Genomic DNA, 24,071 nt, shown 5'->3' with positions numbered 1-24,071 from the left:
GAGAAGCAGTTAAGGTAAGGCTTGCCTTAGCTAATGATCGGAGCATTTGCCGTGCGTGCAGTGGGAATGAAGGCCGTGCTGGCCGCGACCGTCGTCGGAGGGCTGCTCGCCGGCTGCTCGTCATCCGGTAGCGGCGGGGACGGCGACAAGAAGGCGGACGGCTCCCGCAACCAGGTCATCGGCGCGAGCGAGGGCCCCTCCGCCGCACCCAGCACCCTCGCCGACGGCATGGGCACCGACCAGGACGAGGACGGGGCCTTCCCCCGTACCGTCACCCACTTCGAGGGCAGAACCACCATCAAGGCCGAGCCCAAGAAGATCGCCGTGCTCAGCACCGGCCAGCTCGACGACCTGCTCTCCCTCGGGATCACACCGACGGCCACCACCCGCGCCGACAACGCCGGCCTCGTCCCCGACTACCTCGCGGACGCCTTCCCGGCCTACAGGTCGAAGCTCGCCGCCATGACCGACGCGGGCACCCGGCAGGCCCCCAACCTGGAGTCTTTGGCCGCCGCCGAGCCCGACCTGATCCTCGCCAACGACTCCCTCGGCGACCTCTACCCCAAGCTCTCGAAGATCGCGCCCACCGTGATCACCGCGGGCAACGGCGTCAACTGGAAGCGCGACCTGCTGCTGGTCGGCGACGCCGTCGGCAAGGGGCAGGCGGCCCAGGACCTGCTCGATGACATCGTTGCCGACGCCGGGAAGAAGGGGGCGGCGGTCGAGGGCTCCCCGACCGTCTCCATGATCCGCTTCACGCCCGACCGCACCCGCATGTTCGGCGTCTCCTCGTTCACCGGTTCCATCGCCGTGGACATGGGCCTTGACCGGCCCAAGTCCCAGCAGTTCAAGGCCATTTCGGAGGACATCGGCGCGGAGAGCATCGACACCGCCGACGGGGACTGGATCTTCTACTCCGTACAGGGCGACGCGGACAGGACGGACGCGGTGAGCGTCGTCGCCGGGCCGCTGTGGAAGTCCACGAAGGCGGTCAAGGCCGGCCACGCCGTGAAGGTCGACGACGACCCCTGGTACCTCAACGCGGGTCCCACCGCCGCGCGTCTCGTGATCACGGAACTCGGCGAGAACCTCGGCAAGTAACCCCGTGATACGTCGTCTCGCCTGGCCGGCGGCCATCCTCGCGGTGGTCGCCGCCGGGCTGCTCAGCCTCGCTGTCGGCACCCGTCCGGTGCCGCTGTCCGCCGTCGTCGACGCCCTGCTGCACGGCGGTTCGTCGCCGGACGCGCTCGTCGTACGGTCCCTGCGCATGCCCCGGACCGAGGTCGGGCTGGTCGCGGGCGCCGCGCTGGGCGTCGCCGGCGCCGCGCTCCAGGCGGTCACCCGCAATCCCCTCGCCGACCCCGGCATCCTCGGCCTCAGCCAGGGCGCGGCGGCGGGGGTCGTCCTCGCCATCGCCTTCGGTCTCGCGAACGGCTTCGGGGGTTACGTCTGGTACGGCTTCGGCGGTGCCGTCCTCGCCGCGTGTCTCGTGTACGGGGTCGCCTCACGGGGGCGGGGCGGGGCCTCGCCGGTGAAGCTGGCGCTCGCGGGGACGGCGTTGTCCGCGATGACCGCCGGTGGGACGACCGTTGTTCTGACGTCCAGTTCGGCGACCCTGGATCAGTTTCGGTTCTGGCAGGTCGGGGCGCTGAGCGGGCGGGACGCGGGGGTCGTCGTATCGATGCTGCCGTTTCTGGTGGTGGGGGCGGGACTGGTGTTCGCGTGTGCCCGTGGGCTGGACGCGTTGGCCCTCGGGGACGAGACGGCTCGGGGCCTGGGGCATCGGGTGGGGGTGGTGCGGGGGTGTGCGGCGCTGGGGGCGACGCTGCTGGTCGCTGCCGCTGTGGCCGCGGCGGGGCCGATCGCGTTCGTGGGACTTGCGGTGCCACATCTGGCTCGGCGGGTGGGGGGCGGGGGTATCGGGGGGTGCTGCCTCTTTCGGGGGTGCTGGGGGCTGCGTTGCTGGTGGGGGCGGATGTGGTGGGGCGGGTGGTGCGGGCTCCTGCGGAGGTGCCGGCGGGGGTCATGACTGCGCTGGTGGGGGTGCCGGTGTTGGTTGTGCTGGTACGGCGGAAGGGTGCGGTTTCGTGATGCGTCGGGGGTGGTGGGTTCGGTTGTGGGGCGTGTGCGGGTTCGTTGTGGCTGGTCGCGCCCCGCGGCGGAGCCGCTGGTTGACACCGTCCCGCGCCCCTGGGTGGGTGGCCGCGAAGTCGCCCACGAACGAGCCGTACCTGCTCTTCCGGCCTTCTCCTGGTACCTCCCTCCTTCTTCATCGTCGTTCCGCACTCGTCGCCTTCGGCCTTCTCCTGATGCTCTGCACTGTCATGGTCGCCTCCGCTTGTCTCGGCCAGACGTACGTCTCCCCCGGCGAGGTCTGGCACACCCTCCGTACCGGAACCGGCCCCCATGAGCTGGTCGTCGGCGAGCTCCGTATGCCCCGCATCGTCGTCGGCGCCCTCGTCGGGGCCGCGCTGGGGCTTTCCGGGGCCCTCGTGCAGAGCGTGACCCGGAACCCGCTCGCCAGTCCTGATGTCATCGGGGTCGGGCACGGGGCCGCTGCTGCCACCGTGCTGGCGCTCGCCACCGGGGCCGTCGCCTCGCCCGGGGCCCTGCCTCTCGTCTCCGTGTCAGGTGGACTCGCAGCCGCGGCCCTCGTCTACCTGCTCGCCTGGCGGCACGGTATGCAGCCGAGTCGCTTCGTGCTCACGGGAGTCGGGATCGGAGTCGCGCTGTCCGCTGTCGTGCAGCTGTATCTCACCGACAGCGAGCTGGAGGCCGCCGAGCAGATCAAGCTGTGGCTCACGGGGAGTCTCAACGGGCGGGGTTACGAGCAGGCGGAGCCGTTGGCCGTCGTGCTCCTCGTCTCCGTTCCCGCGCTGGTGTGGGCGAGTCGGGCGCTCGGGCCCCTCGGGCTCGATCCCGACACCGCCGCCGGGCTCGGGGTGCCGGTGGACCGGGTGCGGCTCGGGCTCACCGGGCTCGGGGTCGTGCTCGCCGCCGTCGCGACCGGGGCCGCCGGGCCGATCGGGTTCGTGGCGCTCACGTCGCCGCAGTTGGCCCGGCGGCTGACCAGGACGGCGCAACTGCCGCTGTTCAACGCCGCGTTGACCGGTGCCGTACTCCTCGTCGCGGCCGATCTCGCCGCCCGTACGCTGCTGCCCCCGCTGGAGGTTCCCGTCGGCGCGCTCACCTCGCTCGTCGGTGGGCCGTATCTGCTGTGGCTGCTGGGGCGGCGGACGGCGACGCGCTGAAAGGCCCCGGCGGCACCTTCCGCCGGGGCCCCTCGGCCGCTGGTCAGATCGTCGCGTTGTCGATGACGAAGCGGTAGCGGACGTCGCTGGTGAGGACCCGCTCGTACGCCTCGTTGATCTCCTGCGCGTCGATCAGCTCGATCTCGGCGCCGATGCCGTGCTCGGCGCAGAAGTCCAGCATCTCCTGGGTCTCCGGGATGCCGCCGATGCCGGAGCCGGCCAGGGTCTTGCGGCCGCTGATCACCGAGAAGAGGTTGAGCTTGACGGGCTCCTCGGGGGCGCCGACGTTCACGAAGGCGCCGTCCGTCTTCAGCAGGGACAGGAACGCGTCCAGGTTCAGCGGGGCCGAGACCGTGGAGAGGATCAGGTCGAAGGTGCCCTTGAGGTCCTTGAAGGTGTTCTCGTCGCTGGTCGCGTAGTAGTGGTCGGCGCCCAGCTTCAGGCCGTCCTCCTTCTTGCGCAGGGACTGCGAGAGGACCGTGACCTCCGCGCCGAGCGCGTGCGCGATCTTGACGCCCATGTGGCCGAGGCCGCCCATGCCGAGGATGGCGACCTTCTTGCCGGGGCCGGCGTTCCAGTGGTTGAGCGGGGAGTACGTGGTGATGCCGGCGCAGAGGAGCGGGGCGGCCACGTCCAGGGAGAGGCCGTCGGGGATGCGCAGGACGTAGTTCTCGTCGACGACGATCTTCTCGGAGTAGCCGCCGTAGGTGGGCTCGCCGTCCTTGCCGACCGCGTTGTACGTGCCGACACCGCCGCCGGTGCAGTACTGCTGCAGACCGGCCTTGCAGTTGTCGCACTCACGGCAGGAGTCGACGAGACAGCCGACGCCCACGCGGTCGCCGACGGCGTACTTGGTGACGCCGGGGCCGACCTCGGAGACGATGCCCGCGATCTCGTGGCCCGGGACCATGGGGAAGATCGCCTCGCCCCAGCCCTCGCGGGCCTGGTGGATGTCGGAGTGACAGATGCCGGCGAACTTGATGTCGATCAGGACGTCGAACTCGCCGACCGGGCGGCGCTCGATGGTGGTGCGCTCCAGCGGAGCCTTGGCGGCGGGTGCTGCGTATGCGGCGACGGTCGTCATGCCGGGGTTCTCCTAGCGAAAGTTCCGTGCCCGGCTGCCTTCCGACCGGGTACGACGTCCAGCTTGCCGGTTGGTTCACCGTTCACCCAGCACTCGGTTCTGCGTATGTCCGGTGTTCCTACTACTGGCGGGGGCAGGCTGGTGTTCGTACGACCGTGAATACTGGACACATGGACGAACAGCCCGATCCCGTACAGGACGCGGCGGAGGGGACCGGCGGGGCCCTGGACCGGCGTGCCGAGCTCAGCGAGTTCCTGCGCACCCGGCGGGCGCGGCTGAAGCCGGAGGACGTGGGGCTGCCGGACTTCGGGCGGCACCGGCGGGTGCCGGGGCTGCGGCGCGAGGAGCTGGCGCAGCTGGCGGGCGTCTCGGTGGCGTACTACACGCGGCTCGAGCAGGGCAACGGGCGGAACGTGTCGGCGGAGGTGCTGGACGCGATCGCGCGGGCGCTGCGGCTGACGGACACCGAGCACGACCACCTCACGCATCTCGCGAAGCCGAAGCAGAACAAGAAGAAGGCGGCGGGTCGGCCGGAGCAGGTGCGGGTGTCTCTACGGCAGCTGCTGGACACGCTGGACACGGTGCCGGCGTACATCTCGGGGCGGTACTGCGACATCCTCGCCTGGAACGGGATGGCGGCGGCGGTCTTCGGCGACTGGGCGCGCATGCCGGTGCAGGAGCGGAACTGGGCGCGGCTGGTGTTCCTGAACCCGGAGTACCGGGAGCTTTTCGTGGAGTGGGACCAGAAGGCCAGCGACATGGTGAGCTACCTGCGCATGGCCGCCGGCGTCTACCCGGACGACCCGCGGCTGTCCGCGCTGGTCGGCGAACTCTCCGTGAAGAGCGAGGAGTTCCGCCGCCTGTGGGCGACGCACGACGTCAAGGAGAAGGGCCACGGCGTCAAGCACCTGCGCCACCCGCTGGTGGGCGAACTGACCCTCAACTTCGAGTCCTTCCGCCCCCCGGACAACTGCGACCAGGGCCTGGTCATCTACCACGCCGAACCGGGCTCCGCGTCGGCGGACGCCCTGCGCCTGCTGGCCAGTTGGGGTGCGGACGCGACGCGCTCGGGGAAGGCCTCCGTCAGCCCCGATACGGCGGCATAGCCCCCCAGTTCCAGTGCGGCACCGGCTGCTCGGCGGGCGGCTTGGCGTCCGGGCCGGAGAAGTAGACCGCCAGGCGCGTGCCCCACTCGATGTACGCCAGGAACGCCGAACGGAACTCGGCGTCGGTCGGCAGGCCCGCCTCGTCCGCCGCGTCCTGGATGAGATTGACCCAGCGGCGGCGCTGGGGCTCGGTGATGTGCTTGCCGAAGTGCTTGGCGACCATGTGGCCGTGGCCGCCCTGGGTGAGGGAGTAGGCGGGCGGGCCGCCGAAGACCTCGGAGAGCCAGAGGGCTACGTGCTCGGCGTGGTCGGGGGCCAGGTCGGCGAAGAGGGGGGCCAGCAGGTCGTCCTTGAGCACCTTGTCGTAGAACGCCGAGGTCAGGCGGGAGAAGGCGTCCGCGCCGCCCGCCCAGGTGTACAGCGACGGCACCGAGGAGCCCGTCCCCCGCACCGCCGTCGGCTTGTAGTGCCGCATCTCCTCGATGTTCTCGACGTACGGCCGGATCTCCGCGAAGAAGGCCGGGAACAGCTCCGACTTGCGGAAGCCCTCGAGGTGGTCCTCGGTGGAGGTCCAGGTGATGCGCAGAACGTAGTGCTCGGAGCCTTCGGTGGACTCCTCGCAGCGCGCCAGTTCGTAGTCGACGCACTGCGGGGCCGCCGCCAGCTCGCCTGCGGCGCGGGTGTAGGCGGCCAGGAACTCCGCCGAGCGGTCTTCCGGGACGCGGTACCGGATGTATTCGACGGTCTCTGTGGTCATACGCCCACACAAACACGGACGGCCCACCGGAGGCTGTACCTCCGGTGGGCCGTTCGCTCAGCGCTCAACGCGCCCGCGGGCTACTTGCCGTAGTACGCGTTGTAGATCGTCACCGACGACTTGTTGTTCTTCTTGTCGGTGATCTTGGCGCGGAAGGAGATGGACTTGCCCTTCCCCGGGTTCTTCACCTTGATCTTGCCGCCGACCACGCTGACCTTGGTCCAGGTCTTGTTGTCGTACGACACGTACACCGCGAGGGACTTGAGGTTGCTGCCCTTGGCGGCACCCTCGACGACGACCGGGATGCTCTTGGTCTGACCGGCCGTGACCTTGCTGCCCAGGTCCGTGTACGCGTTGAAGCGGGCCGTGGACGCGGGGAGCTTGGCGAGGTCGGCCTTCTTGGAGCGGAACTCCCAGGTGGCGTCGATGCGGGTGGAGGCCGCGGCGACCTTGACGCTGCGCTTGACCGAGGTGGTCAGCTTGTAGGCGGCGTCCGCGGACGGCACCTTGAACGCCTTCTCACCGAACAGCGGGTCGTCGTTGGAGCCGACCTTGGTGCCGTTGCGGTAGAGGGTCGTGTTGACCGACGTGAAGACCGAGGAGCCCGAGTGGGTCTTGCCGTCGGCGAACAGCGGGACGACACCGTAGATGTTGTTGCCGTCGCGGTAGAGGCCGAACTCGGAGTTCAGGTGCGGTCCGAAGACGGCCGTGTTGAACGTCTTCGAGTAGGACTGGCCGGCCTTGAAGGACTGCGCCGCGCCGATGGTGTAGTACGCCTCGGTGACCGGGAAGCCATCCGCGTCGACGCCGCCGTCCTGCTCGAAGTCCAAGTTCCACTTCACCCCGCCGGTGGCGGACAGGTGCAGCTTGCGGACGCCGGGCAGGGTCTGCGGGATGGCGATCCCGGAGGCGCTGTTGGTGCCGGGCAGCCAGCCCATCGCGGTGACGGAGCCCTTCTTGCCGCTCGCCGAGGCGCCCAGGCCGACCTTCACCGTGGCCAGGTCGCCGGTCTTCCAGTGCTTGGTGTAGCCGGTGGCGAGCTGCTTGACGACACCGCCGGTGGTGACGTCGTACTCCTCGCCGGCGCCCTTGGACCAGTGACCGTCCCACGACTGGGTCAGCGAACCGTCGGTGATCTGCGGGCCGAGGCCCTTGGAGCGGAAGCCCTCGTACGTGTTCAGGAACCAGCCGAAGCCGTAGCCGGAGTCGCCGACCTCGACGTCGTAACCCGGCGAGGCGAACTCGGACTTGGCGGCCGCGTCCGGCACGGTGATGTCGACCGGCTTCGCGGTGCGCGCGTCCATCGTGACCGTCGTCTTCTTGGTGACGTCCAGCTTCGGCTGGGCGATCCAGTCGAGGCCCTTGGTGGCGTCCTCCGGGTCCACGGAGACGCTGCCGTCGAGCACGTAACGGCCCTTGGGCAGCCGCACGGTGACGGTGCCGGACTCGTCGTACGGGGCGTAGAACCTGTCCTTGCCGAGGCCGGAGACGCCGACCAGGGTGGCGCCGTAGTTCTTCGTCGGCTGCCCGTCACGGCCGATGGCCTTGACGGTGACGTCGTACGACTCCACCTCGCGCTGCACGGCCGCGGCCGTCCGCACGGTCTGACCGTCGCCCGTCGCGGTCACGTACGCGGAGTACGCGCCGTCGACCGTGCCACCGAGCTTGGTGTTCGCGGTGAAGTCCACGGAGGCCTTGCCGCCCGCCGGGACGGTGACCGTGGTCGCGCCCAGCGTGAAGAAGCCGGCCGGAGCCGCCTGGCCCTTGGGGTTGGTGGCGGTCGACGTCAGCTTCAGCGTGACGTCCTTGGTACCGAGGTTGCGGTACGTCAGCTGCTTGGTGACCGGGGCGTCGTCCGTGTGCGGCCACTGGGCGACACCGAAGCTCACCGACACCGGGTCGGCGATCACCGTCTGCTTGATGGCCTTGTCGACCGCGATACGGCCCGAACCCTGCTCGAACGGCGTGTACTTGCCGCCCTTCGCGGAACCCGTCAGCGCACCCTTGAGCTCGCTGAACTTCCAGTCCGGGTGCTGCTGCTTCAGCAGCGCGGCGGCGCCCGCGACGTGCGGGGTCGCCATCGACGTACCCGAAATGGTCAGGTAGCCGGGCGGGTTCTCGCCGACTTCCTTGTCGATGACGCTGCCGGGCGCGGCGGCCGCCGTGATGTCGACGCCGGGGGCGGTGACATCGGGCTTGATCTGGCCGTCGAGGCCGGGGCCGCGGCTGGAGAAGGAGGCCAGCTTGTCGTTGTCGTCGACCGCGCCGACGGTCAGCGCGTCGGCCGCGCTGCCCGGGGAGCCGATGGTCTGGTCACCGAAGTCGCCCTCGTTGCCGGCGGCGATGGCGAAGAGGATGCCCTTCTCCTCCGACAGCTTGTTGACCTCGGCCTCGAGCGGGTCGATCTCCGGGGTGTCGCCGCCGCCCAGGCTCAGGTTGACGACGTCGGCGCCCTGCTCGGCCGCCCACTCCATGCCCGCGAGGATCTGGGAGTCGTCGCCGTAGCCGCTGTCGTCCAGCACCTTGCCGTTGAGCAGCTTGGCGTCCGGGGCCACACCCTTGTACTTGCCGCCGGACTTGGCGCCCGTACCGGCCGCGATGGACGCGACGTGGGTGCCGTGACCGAAGTGGTCGGTGGCGTCGGCGGCCGTGGAGAAGTTCTTGGACTCCAGGACCTGGCCCTGGAGGTCCGGGTGGGTGGCGTCGATGCCGGTGTCCAGGACGGCGATCTTGACGCCCTTGCCGGTGTAGCCGGCGGCCCACGCGGTCGGGGCGCCGATCTGCGGCACGGACTTGTCGAGGCTGGCCTTGCGGACGCCGTCGAGCCAGACGTGCGCGATGCCGGAGGCCGTCCTGTCGCCGTTGGTCACCGCGTCCCACAGCTCGGGCGCGTCCTGCTTGGGCGTCTGTACGGCGTCCGCGTTGAGCGACTTGAGGTTCTCGCGGAGCTTGCCCGCCTCACGGACCTCGGACTTCGCCGCCGCGGCGGTGCCCTTGTAGCCGACGATGACCTTCAGGCCCTTGGCCTGCGACTTGAGGGTCGTCGCCTTGCCGAGTTCGGTGACGTCGAACAGCCGCTGGTCGACCTTGCCGGTCGCGATCATGCGGGCGACGTCGGACGGTACGACCAGGGTGTGGCCGTCCGCCTTGCGGATCTGGACGGGTATGTTCTCGCGGCCCTTGGCGGGCTCGATACCGACGACGCGGCCCTTGGCGTCGACCGCGACGCGGTCACCCGTGATCAGCGTGATGCGGTGCTTGACGGTGAGCTTCGAGGACGCGGCCTTGGAGACAGCGGCGCTCGTCTTCTCGGCCGTCGCCTGCGCCGGGCTGGTCATGCCCGCCGCGAGGGCCACGGCGGCTGCCGCGGCGATCGTGCCCGCGCACGCTCTTTTCACTTGTCTGCGCAAAACTCCCCCTAGCTGAAGTTCCGGGTGAAATATCCCCGTTCACCCGGCCGGGGGTGGTCTCGCACACGTGAACGTGCGCACCCCCCGGTATACGCAGTATGCCGGGGGGTGATCACGTGCCTCAAGAGATGAGAGAAGGGTAAGAGACCGACTTCGCGTCTGTTACGTACCTAGTAGAAAGCCGTTACAGACCTGTCGAACCGAATGCCCCCAATTCCCTTGACAGCCTTGCTACTTGCCGTAGTACGCGTTGTAGATGGAGAGCGCCGACTTGTTGTTCTTCTTGTCGGTGATCGTGGCGTGGAAGGAGATGGACTTCCCCTTCGCCGGGTTCTTCACCTTGATCTTGCCGCCGACGACGGAGACCTTCTTCCAGGTCTTGCCGTTGTCGTAGGACACGGTCACCGCAAGGGACTTGAGGTTGCTGCCCTTGGCGGCACCCTCGACGACGACCGGGATGCTGACCGTCTTGCCGGCCTCGGCCTTGTTGTCCAGGCCCACGGCCGCCTTGAAGCGGGCGATGGACGCGGGCAGCGTGGCCACGGTGCCGGTGGCCGGCTTCTTGGAGCTGAACTCCCAGCTCGCGTTGATCCGGGTGGACGCCCCGGCGATGTTCGCACTGCGCTTGACCGAGGTCGTCAGCTTGTACTTGGCGTTCGCGGTCGGGACCTTGAACTCCTTGTTGCCGAACAGCGGGTCGTCGTTGGAGCCGACCTTGGTGCCGTTGCGGTAGAGCGTGGTGACGACCTTGGTGAAGTCCGAGGAACCGGCGTGCCCGGCCCCGTCGGAGAACAGCGGGAGGACACCGTAGATGCTGTTCCCGTCCCGGAAGAGCCCGTAGTACGTGCTCAGGTGCGGGCCGAAGACCGCGGTGTTGAAGGTCTTCTTGTAGCTCTGGCCCGCCTTGAAGAACTGCGGGTCGCCGAGCGTGTAGAACGCGTCCGCGATCGGGAAGCCGTCCGCGTCGACGCCCTTGTGCTGCTCGAAGTCCCAGGTCCACTGGATCTTGTCGGAGGTCGAGAGGTACAGGGTGCGGCTGCCCGGCAGCTTCTGCTCGATGCCGGTGCCGAAGACCGCGTCCTCGGGGAAGAGGCCCACCGGGTACAGCGCGCCGGTCTTGCCCGCGGCGCCGGAGCCGATGTTGTTCTTCACCGTGGCGAGCTCGCCCGCCTTGAAGTGCCGGACCTTGTCGCCCTGCACCTTCTTGACGGTCGCGGTGGTGGCCACGTCGTACTCGGCCTTGTCGCCCTTGGTCCACTGCCCGTTCCAGGTCTGGTGCAGGCCGGAGACCTCGCCGCCGAGCGGCGCCATCCGGATGTCGGCGAAGGACTGCGCGCCGAAGCCGATGCCGATGAAGGCCGGGTCGTAGGTGTAACCGACCATGCCCAGCTGCTGCTTGGCCGCCGCGTCCGGCACCGTGATGTCGGCCGCCTTGGTCTTACGGGCGTCGATCGTCACCGAGGTGTTCTTGGTGACGTTCAGACTCGGCTGGACCAGCCAGTCGAGACCGCCCTCGAAGTTCACCATGTCCTTGGCGATCCAGGCGTCCAGCAGGTACTTGCCCTTGGGCACGCGCACGGTCGTCGTACCCGACTCCGCGACCGGCACCTGGAGTCCGCGGTTCTCGGCGAGACCCGAGTAGCCGAGCAGGATGGTGTTGTAGTCGGAGGTCGGCTGCCCGTCCTTGCCGATGTGCTTGACGGTGACGTCGTACGACTCCACCTCACGCTGCACGGCCGCGGCCGTCCGCACGGTCTGACCGTCACCGGTCGCCGTCACGTACGCGGAGTACGCGCCGTCGACCGTGCCGCCCAGCTTGGTGTTCGCACTGAAGTCGACCGAGGCCTTGCCGCCGGCCGGCACGGTCACCTTGGTCGCGCCGAGCTTGAAGAAGCCCGCCGGAGCCGCCTGCCCCTTGGGGTTGGTGGCGGTGACGGCCAGGCTCAGCGTGACGTCCTTCGTACCGAGGTTGCGGTACGTCAGCTGCTTGGTGACCGGGGCGTCGTCCGTGTGCGGCCACTGCGCGATGCCGAAGCCCACCGAGACCGGGTCGGCGATCACCGTCTGCTTGATCGCCTTGTCCACCGCGATACGGCCCGAACCCTGCTCGAACGGCGTGTACTTGCCGCCCTTCGCGGAACCCGTCAGCGCACCCTTCAGCTCGCTGAACTTCCAGTCCGGGTGCTCCTGCTTCAGGATCGCCGCCGCGCCCGCGACGTGCGGCGTCGCCATCGACGTACCCGAAATGGTCAGGTAACCCGGCGGGTTCTCGCCGACCTCCTGGTCAATGACGCTGCCCGGAGCGGCGGCCGCCGTGATGTCGACGCCGGGGGCGGTGACATCGGGCTTGATGGCGCCGTCGACGGTCGGGCCGGTCGAGGAGAAGTCGGCCAGCACGTCCTTGTCGTCGACCGCGCCGACGGTGATCGCGTCCTCGGCGCTGCCGGGCGAACCGACCGACTCCGGGCCGGAGTTGCCCGCCGCGATCGCGAAGAGGATGCCCTTCTCCTCGGACAGCTTGTTGACCTCGGCCTCGAGCGGGTCGATGCCGGGCGAGTCCTGGCCGCCGAGGCTCAGGTTGACGACGTCGGCGCCCTGCTCGGCCGCCCACTCCATGCCGGCGAGGATGCCGGAGTCGTCACCGGAGCCGGTGTCGTCGAGGACCTTGCCGTTGAGGATCTTGGCGCCGGGAGCGACGCCCTTGTACTTGCCGCCGGACTTGGCGCCCGTACCGGCCGCGATGGACGCGACGTGCGTGCCGTGCCCGAAGTGGTCGGTGGCGTCGGCGGCGGTCGAGAAGTTCTTGGACTCCAGGACCTGGGTCTTCAGGTCCGGGTGGTCCGCGTCGACACCGGTGTCGAGTACGGCGATCTTGACGCCCTTGCCGTCGTAGCCGGCCGCCCACGCGGTCGGGGCGCCGATCTGCGGCACGGACTTGTCGAGGCTGGCCTTGCGGACGCCGTCGAGCCAGACGTGCGCGATGCCGGAGGCCGTCCTGCCGCCGTTGGTGACGGCGTCCCACAGCTCGGGCGTTTCCTTCTGCGGGGTCTGGACGGCGTCCGCGTTCAGGGACTTGAGGGTGCGCCGCAGGGTGCCCGCGTCCCGGACGTCGGCCTTGGTGGCCGTCGCCGCGCCGGTGTAACCGACGATCACCTTCAGGCCCTTGGCCTGCGACTTGCGGGTCGCCGCCTTGCCCAGCTCGGTGATGTCGAACAGGCGCTGGTCGAGCTTGCCGGTGGCGACCAGCCGGGCCGCGTCGGCCGGTACCACGAGGGTGTGCCCGTCGGCCTTGCGGACCTGAACGGGTATGTGCTCGCGCCCCTTGCCCCGCTCCAGGCCGACGACCCGGCCCTTCGTGTCGACGAGCACCCGGTCGCCGGTGATCAGGGTGATGCGGTGCTTGGACGAGAGCTGAGCTTGCGAAGCAGCCGCCGACTGCTCCGTCTTGGCCGACGCCGGGCCGGTCATGCCCGCCGCCAGGGCCACGGCCGCCGCGGTCGCGACGGACGCGGCGCAGGCCCTTTTCGCTTGTCTGCGCAAGTCTCCCCCTGGAGATGAAGCCGGGGGCGGTCTCGCACGCAAACGCGTACACCCCCGGTATACGCAGTATGCCGAGGGGTGATCAGACGCCTCAAGAGATGAGAAGAAGGTAAGAGCGCGGGCCTCCAGACTGTGACAGACCCATCAGAAAGCCGTTACCGATCCGCGCTGTTACGCCCCCGCGTTCTCCTTGACGGTGAGCTTGCCCTTCCGGATCGTCGCGACCCGGGGGGCCTTCTTCGCGATCGCGGAGTCGTGGGTGACCATGATGAAGGTCAGGCCCAGCTCCTTCCACATCCGCTCCAGCACCTCCATGATCTCGTCGCGCATGGACTCGTCGAGGTTTCCGGTGGGTTCGTCGGCGAGCAGCACCTTCGGCTGCTTCACCAGCGCCCGCGCGATGGCGACGCGCTGCTGCTGGCCGCCGGACATCTCGGACGGCAGATGCGCCAACCGCTCGCCCAGACCGACGGACTTGAGCGCCTCGGCGGCCCGCTCGCGCCGCTCCTTCACCTTCACACCCAGGGGTACGAGGGCGGTCTCGACGTTCTCCTGCGCGGTGAGCGTCGGGATGAGGTTGAAGGACTGGAAGACGAAGCCGATGTTCTCGGAGCGGACCTTGGTGAGCTTGGCCTCGGAGAGCTTGGCCAGGTCGGTGCCGTCGAGGACGACCTCGCCGTCCGAGGGCCGGTCGAGCCCACCGAGCATCTGCAGCAGCGTGGACTTGCCGCCGCCGGTGGGGCCCTGGATGACGAGCCGGTCGCCGTCGGCGATGGCCAGGTCGACGCCGTCGAGGGCGTGGACGGTGTCCTTGCCGCGGGTGTAGCGCTTGGTGACGCCTCTGAGTTCGTACATGGGGTGACTCCTGGGGTGCGTAAGGGAGATGGGGTCGACTACTCGACGCGGCGCAGCGCGTCCGCCGGACGCAGCCGGGACGCCCGCCAGCCGCCGAACGCACCCGCGATCAGGCCACCGGCCACCGCCAGGCCCACCGCCAGGACGATCGTCGTCACGCTCACCGGTGCGGTGAGGGCGACCTCCAGGGTCTTGGCCGCCTGCCGGCCGGGGCCGCCGAAGCCGCCGCCACCACCGGGGCCGCCGCCCGTGTTACCGCCGCCGCCTCCGCCCAACTGGGCCTGCAGATTGGGGCTGATGCTGGTCACGACGTACGCGCCCGCGAGCCCGAGCGCGATACCCAGCGCACCGCCGAGCAGACCGTTCACCATGGCCTCGCCGACGACCTGCCGGGTCACCCGGCCCGACTTCCAGCCCAGCGCCTTCAGCGTGCCGAACTCGCGCACCCGGCGGGAGACCGCGGAGGAGGTGAGCAGACCGGCGACCAGGAAGGCGGCCACCAGCACCGCGATGGACAGCCACTTGCCGACGTTCGTGGCGAGCGAGGACGCGGTGGAGAGGGAGCCGGAGACGGTGTCCGCGAGGTCGGCGGAGGTCGTCACCGTCGTACCCGAGACGTTCTTCTGGATGGTCGACTTGACGTCCGAGATCTGCTTGGAGTCGGTCGCCTTGACGTAGATCGTGGTGACCTTGTTCTTCTCGCTGGCCAGCGTCTGGGCCTGCTTCAGCGGGATGTACAGGTTGGCCGCCGAGTCACCGCTGTCCGCGGTCGCGATGCCGATCACCTTGAACTTGACGCTCTTGATGGTGACGGTCGAACCGACCTTGTACTTCTTCTCCTTGGCGTACGCGGAGTCGGCGACCACGACCTTGGCGTCCGTCTCGGTGGACTTGAAGGTACGGCCGCTGGTGATCTTCGAGGAGGTCAGCGGGCCGAGGGCGCTCTTGGTGACGTCGGTGCCGTAGACCGTGTACTGGTTGAGGCTGAAGTCGGCGCCACCGCCCTGCACTTCGCCCTGCGGCTGCCCGTTGCCGCCACCGTTCTGACCGCCGCCGTTCTGGCCGCCGCCCTGGCTCCCGCTGTTCTGGTTCTGCTGGAACTGCCCGCGGGTGAACTGGCCGCTGACCTTCACCACGTTGAGGCTCAGCCCGCCCACCGCGGACGAGACGCCCTTCTGGCCCCCGACCTTGGTGACGGTCGAGGAGGCCAGGGTGCTGAAGCCCTGCACCATGACGCGGTCGCTGCTCTGCGTCGTCGACGAACCGTTGTTCTGCGCGTCGAAGTTGAAGCGCGGCCGCTGCGAGTTGCTCGCCGTCGGAGTGGCCGCCTTGGTGACCGTCATGTCCGTACCCAGACCGTAGAGCGACTGGAGGACCTTGTCCTGGGCCTTCCCCATGCCGGACGACACGGAGCTGACCACGATGACCAGCGCGATACCCAGCGCCAGACCGGAGGCGACGACGAGGGCCGCCTTTCTGCGGCGGCGCAGTTCGCGCCTCAGGTAGGTGAAGAACATGGCCGCAAGGTAGGTACGGCGCGTGATGACTGGATAAGGCCGAAATAAGAGAAGCATGAGAAGGCTGTGGCGAGGCCAGGAAACACCGATGCCGCCCCTGGGGGCGGCATCGGAAAGCTGTGGACTGCCGGTGGGTCAGACCGCCGAACCGGCCTTCCAGTCGGCCCAGCTGAGGTTCCAGCCGTTGAGCCCGTTGTCCGGCTGGACCGTCTTGTCGCCGGTGTTGGAGACGACCACGACGTCACCGATGATCGAGTTGGTGTACATCCAGTAGGCGGGCGTACCGGTGTCGTTGGCACCCTTGGTGTCCGACAGGCCCACACAGCCGTGGCTGGTGTTCACGGAGCCGAAGACGGACTTCGCGCCCCAGTAGTTGCCGTGCAGGAAGGTGCCGGAGTTGGTGAGCCGGATGGCGTGCGGCACGTCCTTGATGTCGTACTCGCCCTTGCCGTCGTCGTCGGTGAAGCCCACGGTCGCGCCGTTCATGCGCGTCTCCTTGAACTTCTCGGACATCACCATGATGCCGTTGTACGTCTTGTTCTCCGGCGAACCGGCGGAGATCGGGATGGTCTTGATGGTCTTGCCGTCCTGCGTGACCTTCATCTGCTTGGTCTTCGCGTCGACGTAGGAGACCTGGTTGCGGCCGATGTGGAAGGTGACCGTCTTCTGCTGCACGCCGTAGACACCGGAGGCGCCCTCGACGCCGTCGAGCGCGAGCTTCAGCGTGATGGTCGAGTTCTCCTTCCAGTAGTCCTCGGGGCGGAAGTCGATGCGGTTGGCGCTGAACCAGTGGCCGACGACCTCCTGGCCGCTGCTGGAGGAGACCGTGATGCCCTTCTGGACCGCGGCCTTGTTGGTGATCGCCTTGTCGAAGTTGATCGACACCGGCATGCCCACGCCGACCGTGGAGCCGTCCTCCGGCGTGAAGTTGCCTATGAAGCTGTTGGTCGGCGAGACCGTGGTGAACGAGGCGTTCTCGTGCGCGACCAGGCCTGCGGAGTCCTTGGCCTCGGCGGCGACCTTGTAGGTGGTCGAGCGCTCCAGCTGGGCGCTGGGCTTCCAGCTGGTCTTGTCGGCGGAGAGGGCGCCGGCGACCGCCGTGCCGTCGGCCGTCGTCATCTTCACGCTCGTGAGCGAGCCCTTGCTGACGGTGACCGCGGCGGAGTTGTTGATCGACGCGTTGTCCGTGCCGTCCTTGGGCGTGATCTTGATGTCGGCCTCGGAGGACTTCTTGGCCGCCGCCTCGTCGGCCTTGGCCTGTGAGGTGTCGTTCCCGCTGCCGGAGGACTTGTCGTCGCCGCCGGAACAGGCCGAGAGCACCAGAACCCCGCCGAGCAGTGCGGACGCGACCCTCAGGCCCCTGCGCCGCTTACTGTCCGTCATCACAGATTTCTCCATCGTTGCCACAACTACAGCCGTCAACGAACTCAACGCTACGACCGGTCCCGCCCGTTCCACATTCCTGGGATGTGTGGGACACACCACGTCCGCCGGAGCGGATGGTGCGGATGGCACGGAGGTCGGTCAGTGCGCGCCTTGAGACGACGAAACCCCGGACGGCGGTTGCCACCCGGGGTCACGATTTCCCCAAGCCGCTCAGCCGACGCGGTCCCCCTCGTCGTCGTCCGCGTCATCTTCCTCGACATCATCCTCGTCCAGGTCCCAGTCAGGCGAATCGGGGTCGTAGTCGATCGGCTCGCTCGACCAGGAGGCCTGCGCGAGCTCCACCCCCGGCACCTCGTTGACCAGGTCGAACGGGTCGACGAGATAGGCGAGCGCCTCCGCGGTGTCTTCCGTCACAGCGTTCTCGGCGTGTACCCGCTCATCGGCCGGCATATCGGCGTCGTCGGCGATCCGCCGCAGCGCGGCCTTGGTGACGGCGTCGGCGTCCTCGACCTCGACGACGAGCTCCACCCGAAGGCGGACAAAACGGGATGTCTCTTCAGTAGTCATGGCGCGAGCGTACGGCTCATACCTCCCGTGACTTTCCCGTGACCCGCGCCTTTCACTAACATCGCTCCACACGGCCAATTCGCCAGCGCCACAAGGGGATCGATATTCCGTGTCATCCGTTCGCCGTCCACTGCTGACCGCCACCGCCGCGGGTACCCTGCTGGGCGCCCTGTGGTTCGTCCCGTCCGCCAACGCGACCCAGGACACCCCGGCGAGAGACCAGCCCTCGGCGACCGCGACGACGCAGGCCAGGCCGACGACGGAGGAGTCCTCGTCGTCGGCCCGGGAAGACGGGGCCGGCACCGAACTCGCGGACACGGGAAGCATCGACACGACTCCGTACGTCGTCGGCGGCACCGTGTTCCTCACGCTGGGCGCGGGCTTCGTCGTCTATTCGGTACGCCGCGAACGCCTCGGCTTCTGACGGCGGTTGACGCTCCTCGCGGCTACCGCAGCGGCCCGGTGACCGTCTCCACGGCGGCCACGACCTGTCCGTCCCGCACGAACGCGTCCGCCGCGGCGAGGTCGGGCGCCAGGAACCGGTCAGGACCGGGACCCTCGACACCCGCGGCCCGTACGGCCTCGATGACGGCCTGCGAGGCGGGCGCCGGGGTGAGGCCCTCGCGCAACTGGACGGCCCGGGTGGCCGCGTACAGCTCGATCGCGACCACGCGCGAGAGGTTGTCGACGGCGGTACGCAGCTTGCGCGCGGCCGACCACCCCATGGAGACGTGGTCCTCCTGCATCGCGGAGGAGGGGATGGAATCGGCCGAAGCCGGTACGGCCAGCCGCTTCATCTCGCTCACCAGCGCGGCCTGCGTGTACTGGGCGATCATGAGCCCGGAGTCCACACCGGCGTCGTCGGCGAGGAACGGCGGCAGCCCGTGGCTCCGGTTCTTGTCGAGCAGCCGGTCCGTCCGCCGCTCGGCGATGGACGCCAGGTCGGCGACCGCGATGGCGAGGAAGTCAAGAACGTAGGCGACCGGCGCGCCATGGAAGTTGCCGTTGGACTCGACCCGCCCGTCATGCAGCACCACGGGATTGTCGACCGCGGAGGCCAACTCGCGCTCGGCGACCAGCCGGGCGTGCGCGATGGTGTCCCGTCCCGCACCGGCGACCTGCGGAGCGCAACGCACCGAGTACGCGTCCTGAACCCTCGGCGCATCGTCCTGATGATGCCCGGTCAGCTCCGAACCCTTCAGCACGGCAAGCATGTTGGCGGCGCTGGCGCCCTGCCCCGGATGCGGCCGGATGGCGTGCAACTCGGGCGCGAGCACCTTGTCCGTCCCCAGCAGCGCCTCGAGACTCAGCGCGGCGGTGACGTCGGCCGACTTGTAGAGCATGTCCAGGTCGGCGAGGGCCATGACCAGCATGCCGAGCATGCCGTCGGTGCCGTTGAGAAGGGCGAGCCCCTCCTTCTCCTTCAGCTCGACGGGCTTGATCCCGGCCTCGGCGAGCAGCTCACCGGCGCCCCGCACGACGCCGTCCGGCCCCTCGGCCTCCCCCTCGCCCATGAGCGTGAGAGCACAGTGCGACAGCGGAGCGAGATCCCCGGAACACCCCAGCGACCCGTACTCGTGGACGACGGGCGTGATCCCGGCGTTGAGCACGTCGGCCATGGTCTGCGCGACCTCGGGCCGCACCCCCGTATGCCCGGAACAGACGGTCTTGAGCCGCAGGAACATCAGGGCCCGTACGACTTCCCGCTCCACCCGCGGGCCCAGCCCGGCGGCGTGCGAGCGCACGATGTTGCGCTGTAGCTGCGCGCGCAGCTCCTGGCCGATGTGCCGGGTCGCCAGGGCGCCGAAGCCGGTGCTGACGCCGTAGACGGGCTCGGGCTTGGCGGCCAGCGCGTCCACGATCCCGCGGGCGGCGGCCAGGGCCGCGACCGCCTCCCCCGACAACTCGATCCGGGCCCCGCCGCGCGCCACGGCGAGCACGTCGGACGCGGTCACCCCCGACGTCCCCACCACCACAGTGTGCATATCCATATTCAGGAGCGTACGCAGTGAAGACGAAGATGTCACTAGTGGGTGGCCGGTACGCCCCTTACACGCGTCGCCCCCGGAAACGCCGGCGTTCCACGGCCTCCCCGGCGGGCGCGGCGTCGGCCAGCCGCACCACCGGGTCGTCCGGCCCCTCCCGGCCGGCCACGACAGGCCTGGCAGCACGCTCGGCCTTGGCCCGGTACTGCGCGGCGTCCGCCAACCGGAACAGCCGCCGCGCCGAGCGGACCGGCCCGATCGGATCCTCGGTGGACGCGACCCCGCACGCCACCCCTCCCCCAGCTCCAACTCCCCGGCCCTGCGGCAGAGTTCGTCGGCCGCCTTCACCACCTCGTCGGCGCCCGGCCCCACCGCCAGCAGACAGAACTCGTCACCCCCGAGCCGCGCCGCGAGCGCGCCGGGCAACATCGCGCCGCACAGCGAGAGAACGGAGCCGAAGCGTTCGAGCAGCCGGTCACCGACGGCGTGCCCTTGGGTGTCGTTCACCCGCTTCAACCCATTCAGATCACAGACGACAAGACTGACGACCGTGCCCTCGGCCCGGTGCCGTTCGATGGCCTCGTCGAGCTTCACGTCCACGGCACGGCGGTTGGCGAGCCCGGTGAGCGCGTCGGTGTACGCCAGCCGTCTCGCCTCCTCCAGCCGCTCGGCCTGCGCGATCCCGGCGGCGACGACGGAGGCCAGTACGGTGGCGAAGTCGGCGTCGGCCCGGTCGAAGACGGGCGTTCCGGCCGGGCGGGCGACGTACAGCTCACCCCACGCCCGCCCATGCAGCACGATCGGCGCGACGACACAACAACCCCGCCCCCGGCGGCGCAACGCGGCCACACGCTGATGGACGTACCCGGGCCGACGCCCGGCAGCCGGCCCCTCGGCCGTCTCGACCCAGGCATTGGGCTCACCCCCACCGGCCCACCGCTCGTGCAGGAACTCGGTGATCTCCGGAAACTGGTGCACGGGATAGGACTCGTCGTCCGGGAACTCGTCCTCCCCCTCGGCCCGCTCCCCCACGTTGACAAGCACCCTGAGCCGCCCCAGCTCCCGCTCCCACACCGACAGCGCGGCGAAACTCCCCCCGAGCGCCCGGCACGCCCCGGCCGCCGCCGCCCGCCACGCCCCACGCGAACCGTGCGCCGCGGCCATGCCCTGAGCCAACGCGACGACAGCCGCGAGCCGCTTGTCCTCACCCATTACTCCAGGTTAGGGAGGTTTGCGGTGATTAGGCGGTGTTGATACGACGCAGGGGTGACCGGCCCGGAGACTCCAGGGGATTCACTCACCCGGCCACTGAGGCGGCCGCTTCTCATTGAAGGCCGCCACCCCCTCGGCCCGGTCCCCCGAGAACGCCACCGACCGCCACGCCGCGTCCTCCACCTCCAACCCGGCCCGCAGATCCAGCCCCTGCCCCAGCCGCAGCGCCCGCTTCGCCGCCCGCAGCCCCACCGGCGAGTTCGCCGCGATCCGCGCCCCGAGGGCCAACGCCGCCTCCCGGTCCTGCCCATCCCCCACCAGCTCGTCCACCAGCCCCAACTCCCGCGCCTCGGCCGCCGCCAGCCGCCGCGCCGTGAAGATCAGCTCGGCCGCCCGCGCCGCCCCCACCCGCCGCGGCAGCAGCTGCGTACCGCCACCGCCCGGAATGACCCCCACCGACACCTCGGGCAGCCCCACCACCGCCGTGCCGTCGGCCACGATCAGATCGCACGACAACGCGAGCTCGAACCCCCCGCCCAGCGCGAACCCGTGCACCGCCGCGATCGTCGGCACCGGCAGCTCCAGCACCCCGGTGTACGCGCCCCGCGCGACCGGCCGCTGCCGCACCAGATCCGCGTCGCTGAAGGAGTTCCGCTCCTTCAGATCCGCCCCGACACAGAACGCCCGCTCATGCGTAGAGCTCAGCACCACGACCCGCACCTCCCGATCCGCCCCCAGCGCCGCACACGCCCCCGCGATGGACCGGGCCATCTCCGTCGACACGGCGTTCATGGCCTTGGGCCGGTCGAGGGCGAGCTCCGCGACATGGCCGTCCGCATGCCTCCGTACCAGCACGAACTCCCCGAACCGCTCCTCGCTCATGACACCCTCCGGTTAACGCGGGTTAACATCCGACGCCCCGATCATCGCAGCCCCGCCCCGCCGGGGAAAGGCCGTCCACCGGTTCCCATCCCCTGCCCCGTCACCCCGTTCGAGTGACATCCCGCCCAACTCACGACCGACCGCCCACAGGAGCGCATAACGTGCGTCCGCCACGGCGCACCGGGGGCGCGAGGGCATCGGGGAGGGATCACGATGACGACGAACACGGCGACGAAGCCACGAACCGCGGAGACGGCGGGCACACGGCCGACGTCCGCGACACAGACGGCACCCTCGTCCGGGCCAACTCCGGGCCGGCCGACGCCGTCGCCGCACCCGACGACACCCCCGGGCCCCCGCACACCGTCCGCTCAGGCAGCCACCTCCCCCCGGCCGGCCGCGCCAACTCGACCCGTTGCCGCAGCCGCCACCGCCCCCACCACCGCCTTCGAGCCCCCCACCACCGGCCCCCGCCTCTTCGGCCCCCGGATCCGCGGTCGGCACCGCAGGCCCCGGCCCCGCAAGCTGATGCTGGCCGCAGGGGGCGTCGCGCTGGCGGCCGGTGTGCTCAGCCTGGTCCGGATGGCGCCCGACTCCGGGACCGGCGGCTACGGCACCGCCGAGGCCGAGCCCCGACAGGACCCCGGCGCCGGACCCGAGCGATCCACCAACGCCGCCGCCACCATCGGGACCGTCCCCCACGTGAGCCCGTCGGCGACCTCGGCGATGGGCGGGGTGAGCGCAACGCCGACCGCGGGCTCAACCCTCGTCCCCCTGCCGACCGCCTCCTCGTCCCCGACGCCCCTGGCCCCGGCCAACACCGTGACAACGATCCCGGAGGCCCCGAACCCCCCGGCCCGCACGACCACCTCGCCCCCACCCACGCCCCCGGCCCCGCGCAAGCCCCCACCGTCCGACCGCACCACACCCCCACCCAGCCCCCAGCCGACCCCCTCGTCCAACCCGGGCCTGTGCGTCCCGGTAGTCGGCCTGTGCGTGGGCCCACTGACCCGCTGAACCCGCCGGCCCCCACACGGCAGCGGCCCGGTGCCGGCCCCACCGCCCCACAGCCGCGAACACACCGGGAGCAAGTCAGTGCCGCCCCACCGTCCCGCAGCCGCGAACACACCGGGAGCGGATCGAGCCGTCCCACGCACCCGCAGCCGCTCTCGCACGGGAGCGGGTCGGGGCGGTACGGCGCAACCCGCCGCTTACGTGGCTAGTCGGGCTCGTTCCCCTCCCGACCCACAGCAGTACCGTCGGCGGCGGGTTCGCCGTACCGCCCCGACCCCGACCCACCCACGACCACCCGGCCAACGGCCAGACGTCGCCTACTGCTCCTGCGCCCGCCGAGTGAGCAGCCAAGGCTCCACCACGCCCAGACCTCGCACCGGCCGCTGCCACATCGGCTGCAGCGCGAAGCGGTACGTCGGGGGCTCCTCGCCCTCCTTCTCCGCCGTCGCCGCCGCCTCGGCAGCCTCCGCCTCGGACGCCGGCGCCTCGCCGCTGCGGATCAGTTCCTCCGCGAAGGCCGTGTCGACCAGGACCGCGTCACGAGGAGCTATCGACGTGAGCCGCGAAGCGAGGTTCACCGTCGTACCGAAGACGTCGCCCATCCGCGTCGTCACCGTGCCGAACGCGATGCCCACCCGCAGCTCCGGCATCGTCTCGTCGTTCGCCATCGTCTCGATGAGCCGCAGCGCGATCTCCGCGGCGACACCCGCGTCGTCCGCCGCGTACAGCACCTCGTCGCCGAGCGTCTTGATCAGCCGCCCGCCGTGCGCGGCCACCAGATCCGCGGCGGTCGTCTCGAAGGCCTCGACGAGCTCGCCGAGTTCCTCCTCCTCCATACGGCGGGTCAGCCGGGTGAAGCCGACCAGGTCCGCGAAGCCCACCGCGAGCCGCCGGTCCACCATCTCCTCGTCGTCGGCCGCCTGCACGACCCGCCCCGCGGACGCGGCCAGCTGCCGCCGCCACACGTAGACGAGGAACTCCTCCAGCTCGGGCAGGAGCAGCTCGACGATCGGGTACGTCACCTCGGTGCGCGTCATGCCCGGCTCGGGCGGCTCGGTCAGCCCCTCCAGGAAGGAGTCGATCTGCCACTCGGCGAGCCGGGCCGTGGTCTGCCCGGTCGAACGGGCCACCTGCACCGCCATGGCCTCGCTCAGCAGCCCCGCCTCCACGAGGCCGGACAGCCGGCGCAGGGCGAGTACGTCGGCCTCCGTGAGCGCCTTGGCCTGTCCGATGTCGGCGAAGCCCATCGCCCGCCAGAAACGCGTCGCCAGCTCCACCGAGACGCCCGCGCTGCGGGCCGCCTGAAAGGGCGTGTAGCGCCGCTCGGCGCCGAGGATCAGATGCTCCAGGCGCAGGGCGAGCGGGTCCTCGCCGTCCGCGTCCGCGCCGGAGCCCGTGTCGTCGACGGTCACGCCTGCTGCCCTTCCGATCTGCCGCGGTCAGGTATCGACCGGCCTTAACTCTACGGCAGGTGTGCGCTAGCTCACTCCCGTGGAGCCGACGGT

16 protein-coding genes and 2 pseudogenes are annotated in these 24,071 nt (G+C 70.0%); 6 read left to right on the top strand and 12 right to left on the bottom strand.

Annotated elements, in window-relative coordinates:
• The first annotated feature begins 51 nt into the window (after nucleotides 1–51).
• From ACQEWB_RS30335 to ACQEWB_RS30325, 3 genes and pseudogenes are all read left to right on the top strand, one after another.
• Nucleotides 52–1,101 carry an ABC transporter substrate-binding protein gene (locus tag ACQEWB_RS30335; RefSeq protein ID WP_432836502.1) on the top strand — a complete coding sequence of 350 codons (1,050 nt, stop codon included), beginning with the start codon at nucleotides 52–54 and terminating at the stop codon, nucleotides 1,099–1,101.
• A 4-nt stretch (nucleotides 1,102–1,105) separates the two neighbouring features.
• A pseudogene (locus tag ACQEWB_RS30330) lies at nucleotides 1,106–2,091 on the top strand (FecCD family ABC transporter permease).
• Between the two features lie 47 nt (nucleotides 2,092–2,138).
• Nucleotides 2,139–3,251, top strand: coding sequence for a FecCD family ABC transporter permease (locus ACQEWB_RS30325; RefSeq protein WP_432836500.1), 1,113 nt, complete (start codon nucleotides 2,139–2,141; stop codon nucleotides 3,249–3,251).
• A 43-nt stretch (nucleotides 3,252–3,294) separates the two neighbouring features.
• Here ACQEWB_RS30325 and ACQEWB_RS30320 read toward each other — a convergent pair whose 3' ends face one another.
• Complete coding sequence (locus ACQEWB_RS30320; protein WP_432836498.1) at nucleotides 3,295–4,335, bottom strand: NAD(P)-dependent alcohol dehydrogenase; 1,041 nt, start codon at nucleotides 4,333–4,335, stop codon at nucleotides 3,295–3,297.
• A gap of 170 nt (nucleotides 4,336–4,505) precedes the next feature.
• Here ACQEWB_RS30320 and ACQEWB_RS30315 point away from each other — a divergent pair, with 170 nt between their 5' ends.
• The gene (locus ACQEWB_RS30315; protein ID WP_432836496.1) at nucleotides 4,506–5,441 is read left to right on the top strand and encodes a helix-turn-helix domain-containing protein; all 936 of its coding nucleotides are present in this window, start codon (nucleotides 4,506–4,508) and stop codon (nucleotides 5,439–5,441) included.
• Here ACQEWB_RS30315 and ACQEWB_RS30310 read toward each other — a convergent pair.
• From ACQEWB_RS30310 to ACQEWB_RS30280, 7 genes are all read right to left on the bottom strand, one after another.
• Complete coding sequence (locus ACQEWB_RS30310; protein WP_432836494.1) at nucleotides 5,419–6,198, bottom strand: group II truncated hemoglobin; 780 nt, start codon at nucleotides 6,196–6,198, stop codon at nucleotides 5,419–5,421. The genes ACQEWB_RS30315 and ACQEWB_RS30310 overlap by 23 nt on opposite strands.
• 80 nt (nucleotides 6,199–6,278) lie before the next feature.
• Complete coding sequence (locus tag ACQEWB_RS30305) at nucleotides 6,279–9,596, bottom strand: S8 family peptidase (RefSeq protein ID WP_432836492.1); 3,318 nt, start codon at nucleotides 9,594–9,596, stop codon at nucleotides 6,279–6,281.
• Between the two features lie 243 nt (nucleotides 9,597–9,839).
• Nucleotides 9,840–13,076: a S8 family peptidase gene (locus tag ACQEWB_RS30300; protein ID WP_432844093.1), complete on the bottom strand. Its 3,237-nt coding sequence runs from the start codon at nucleotides 13,074–13,076 to the stop codon at nucleotides 9,840–9,842.
• 243 nt (nucleotides 13,077–13,319) lie between these two features.
• Nucleotides 13,320–14,003 carry an ABC transporter ATP-binding protein gene (locus tag ACQEWB_RS30295; protein WP_432836490.1) on the bottom strand — a complete coding sequence of 228 codons (684 nt, stop codon included), beginning with the start codon at nucleotides 14,001–14,003 and terminating at the stop codon, nucleotides 13,320–13,322.
• Between the two features lie 38 nt (nucleotides 14,004–14,041).
• Nucleotides 14,042–15,520 carry an ABC transporter permease gene (locus ACQEWB_RS30290; protein ID WP_432836488.1) on the bottom strand — a complete coding sequence of 493 codons (1,479 nt, stop codon included), beginning with the start codon at nucleotides 15,518–15,520 and terminating at the stop codon, nucleotides 14,042–14,044.
• A 135-nt stretch (nucleotides 15,521–15,655) separates the two neighbouring features.
• Nucleotides 15,656–16,903 carry a L,D-transpeptidase gene (locus ACQEWB_RS30285; RefSeq protein ID WP_432836486.1) on the bottom strand — a complete coding sequence of 416 codons (1,248 nt, stop codon included), beginning with the start codon at nucleotides 16,901–16,903 and terminating at the stop codon, nucleotides 15,656–15,658.
• 213 nt (nucleotides 16,904–17,116) lie between these two features.
• Nucleotides 17,117–17,473, bottom strand: a complete 357-nt coding sequence (locus tag ACQEWB_RS30280; RefSeq protein WP_432836484.1) for a hypothetical protein — start codon at nucleotides 17,471–17,473, stop codon at nucleotides 17,117–17,119.
• A gap of 109 nt (nucleotides 17,474–17,582) precedes the next feature.
• Between ACQEWB_RS30280 and ACQEWB_RS30275 the strand changes: the two genes are divergently transcribed.
• Nucleotides 17,583–17,897: an LPXTG cell wall anchor domain-containing protein gene (locus ACQEWB_RS30275; RefSeq protein ID WP_432836482.1), complete on the top strand. Its 315-nt coding sequence runs from the start codon at nucleotides 17,583–17,585 to the stop codon at nucleotides 17,895–17,897.
• A gap of 22 nt (nucleotides 17,898–17,919) precedes the next feature.
• On the opposite strand, the gene hutH is transcribed toward ACQEWB_RS30275, so the two are convergent.
• The 3 genes and pseudogenes from hutH to ACQEWB_RS30260 all read right to left on the bottom strand — a co-directional run bounded on the left by hutH (nucleotide 17,920) and on the right by ACQEWB_RS30260 (nucleotide 21,552).
• The gene (hutH, locus tag ACQEWB_RS30270) at nucleotides 17,920–19,458 is read right to left on the bottom strand and encodes a histidine ammonia-lyase (RefSeq protein ID WP_432844091.1); all 1,539 of its coding nucleotides are present in this window, start codon (nucleotides 19,456–19,458) and stop codon (nucleotides 17,920–17,922) included.
• 64 nt (nucleotides 19,459–19,522) lie between these two features.
• Nucleotides 19,523–20,670, bottom strand: a pseudogene (locus ACQEWB_RS30265) (diguanylate cyclase domain-containing protein).
• Between the two features lie 81 nt (nucleotides 20,671–20,751).
• Nucleotides 20,752–21,552, bottom strand: coding sequence for an enoyl-CoA hydratase/isomerase family protein (locus tag ACQEWB_RS30260; protein ID WP_432836480.1), 801 nt, complete (start codon nucleotides 21,550–21,552; stop codon nucleotides 20,752–20,754).
• A 528-nt stretch (nucleotides 21,553–22,080) separates the two neighbouring features.
• Between ACQEWB_RS30260 and ACQEWB_RS30255 the strand changes: the two genes are divergently transcribed.
• The gene (locus ACQEWB_RS30255; RefSeq protein ID WP_432836478.1) at nucleotides 22,081–22,569 is read left to right on the top strand and encodes a hypothetical protein; all 489 of its coding nucleotides are present in this window, start codon (nucleotides 22,081–22,083) and stop codon (nucleotides 22,567–22,569) included.
• Between the two features lie 314 nt (nucleotides 22,570–22,883).
• On the opposite strand, the gene ACQEWB_RS30250 is transcribed toward ACQEWB_RS30255, so the two are convergent.
• Nucleotides 22,884–23,978 (bottom strand): adenylate/guanylate cyclase domain-containing protein, encoded by a 1,095-nt coding sequence (locus ACQEWB_RS30250; RefSeq protein WP_432836476.1) that lies wholly within the window; start codon nucleotides 23,976–23,978, stop codon nucleotides 22,884–22,886.
• Nucleotides 23,979–24,071: the final 93 nt, after the last annotated feature.

This window comes from Streptomyces sp. CA-249302, assembly GCF_050936785.1.
GTDB lineage: Bacteria > Actinomycetota > Actinomycetes > Streptomycetales > Streptomycetaceae > Streptomyces.
The sequence above is the reverse complement of the archived record's forward strand: the minus strand, read 5'-3'. Positions and strand labels throughout refer to the sequence as shown.

Excerpts from the sequence above, each read along its gene's own strand:
- ACQEWB_RS30320 (WP_432836498.1), bottom strand. The coding sequence starts at position 4,335 with ATGACGACCGTCGCCGCATACGCAGCACCCGCCGCCAAGGCTCCGCTG.
- ACQEWB_RS30315 (WP_432836496.1), top strand. The coding sequence starts at position 4,506 with ATGGACGAACAGCCCGATCCCGTACAGGACGCGGCGGAGGGGACCGGC.
- ACQEWB_RS30310 (WP_432836494.1), bottom strand. The coding sequence starts at position 6,198 with ATGACCACAGAGACCGTCGAATACATCCGGTACCGCGTCCCGGAAGAC.
- ACQEWB_RS30300 (WP_432844093.1), bottom strand. The coding sequence starts at position 13,076 with ATGACCGGCCCGGCGTCGGCCAAGACGGAGCAGTCGGCGGCTGCTTCG.
- ACQEWB_RS30295 (WP_432836490.1), bottom strand. The coding sequence starts at position 14,003 with ATGTACGAACTCAGAGGCGTCACCAAGCGCTACACCCGCGGCAAGGAC.
- ACQEWB_RS30290 (WP_432836488.1), bottom strand. The coding sequence starts at position 15,520 with ATGTTCTTCACCTACCTGAGGCGCGAACTGCGCCGCCGCAGAAAGGCG.
- ACQEWB_RS30285 (WP_432836486.1), bottom strand. The coding sequence starts at position 16,903 with ATGACGGACAGTAAGCGGCGCAGGGGCCTGAGGGTCGCGTCCGCACTG.
- ACQEWB_RS30280 (WP_432836484.1), bottom strand. The coding sequence starts at position 17,473 with ATGACTACTGAAGAGACATCCCGTTTTGTCCGCCTTCGGGTGGAGCTC.
- hutH (WP_432844091.1), bottom strand. The coding sequence starts at position 19,458 with ATGCACACTGTGGTGGTGGGGACGTCGGGGGTGACCGCGTCCGACGTG.
- ACQEWB_RS30260 (WP_432836480.1), bottom strand. The coding sequence starts at position 21,552 with ATGAGCGAGGAGCGGTTCGGGGAGTTCGTGCTGGTACGGAGGCATGCG.
- ACQEWB_RS30255 (WP_432836478.1), top strand. The coding sequence starts at position 22,081 with ATGCTGGCCGCAGGGGGCGTCGCGCTGGCGGCCGGTGTGCTCAGCCTG.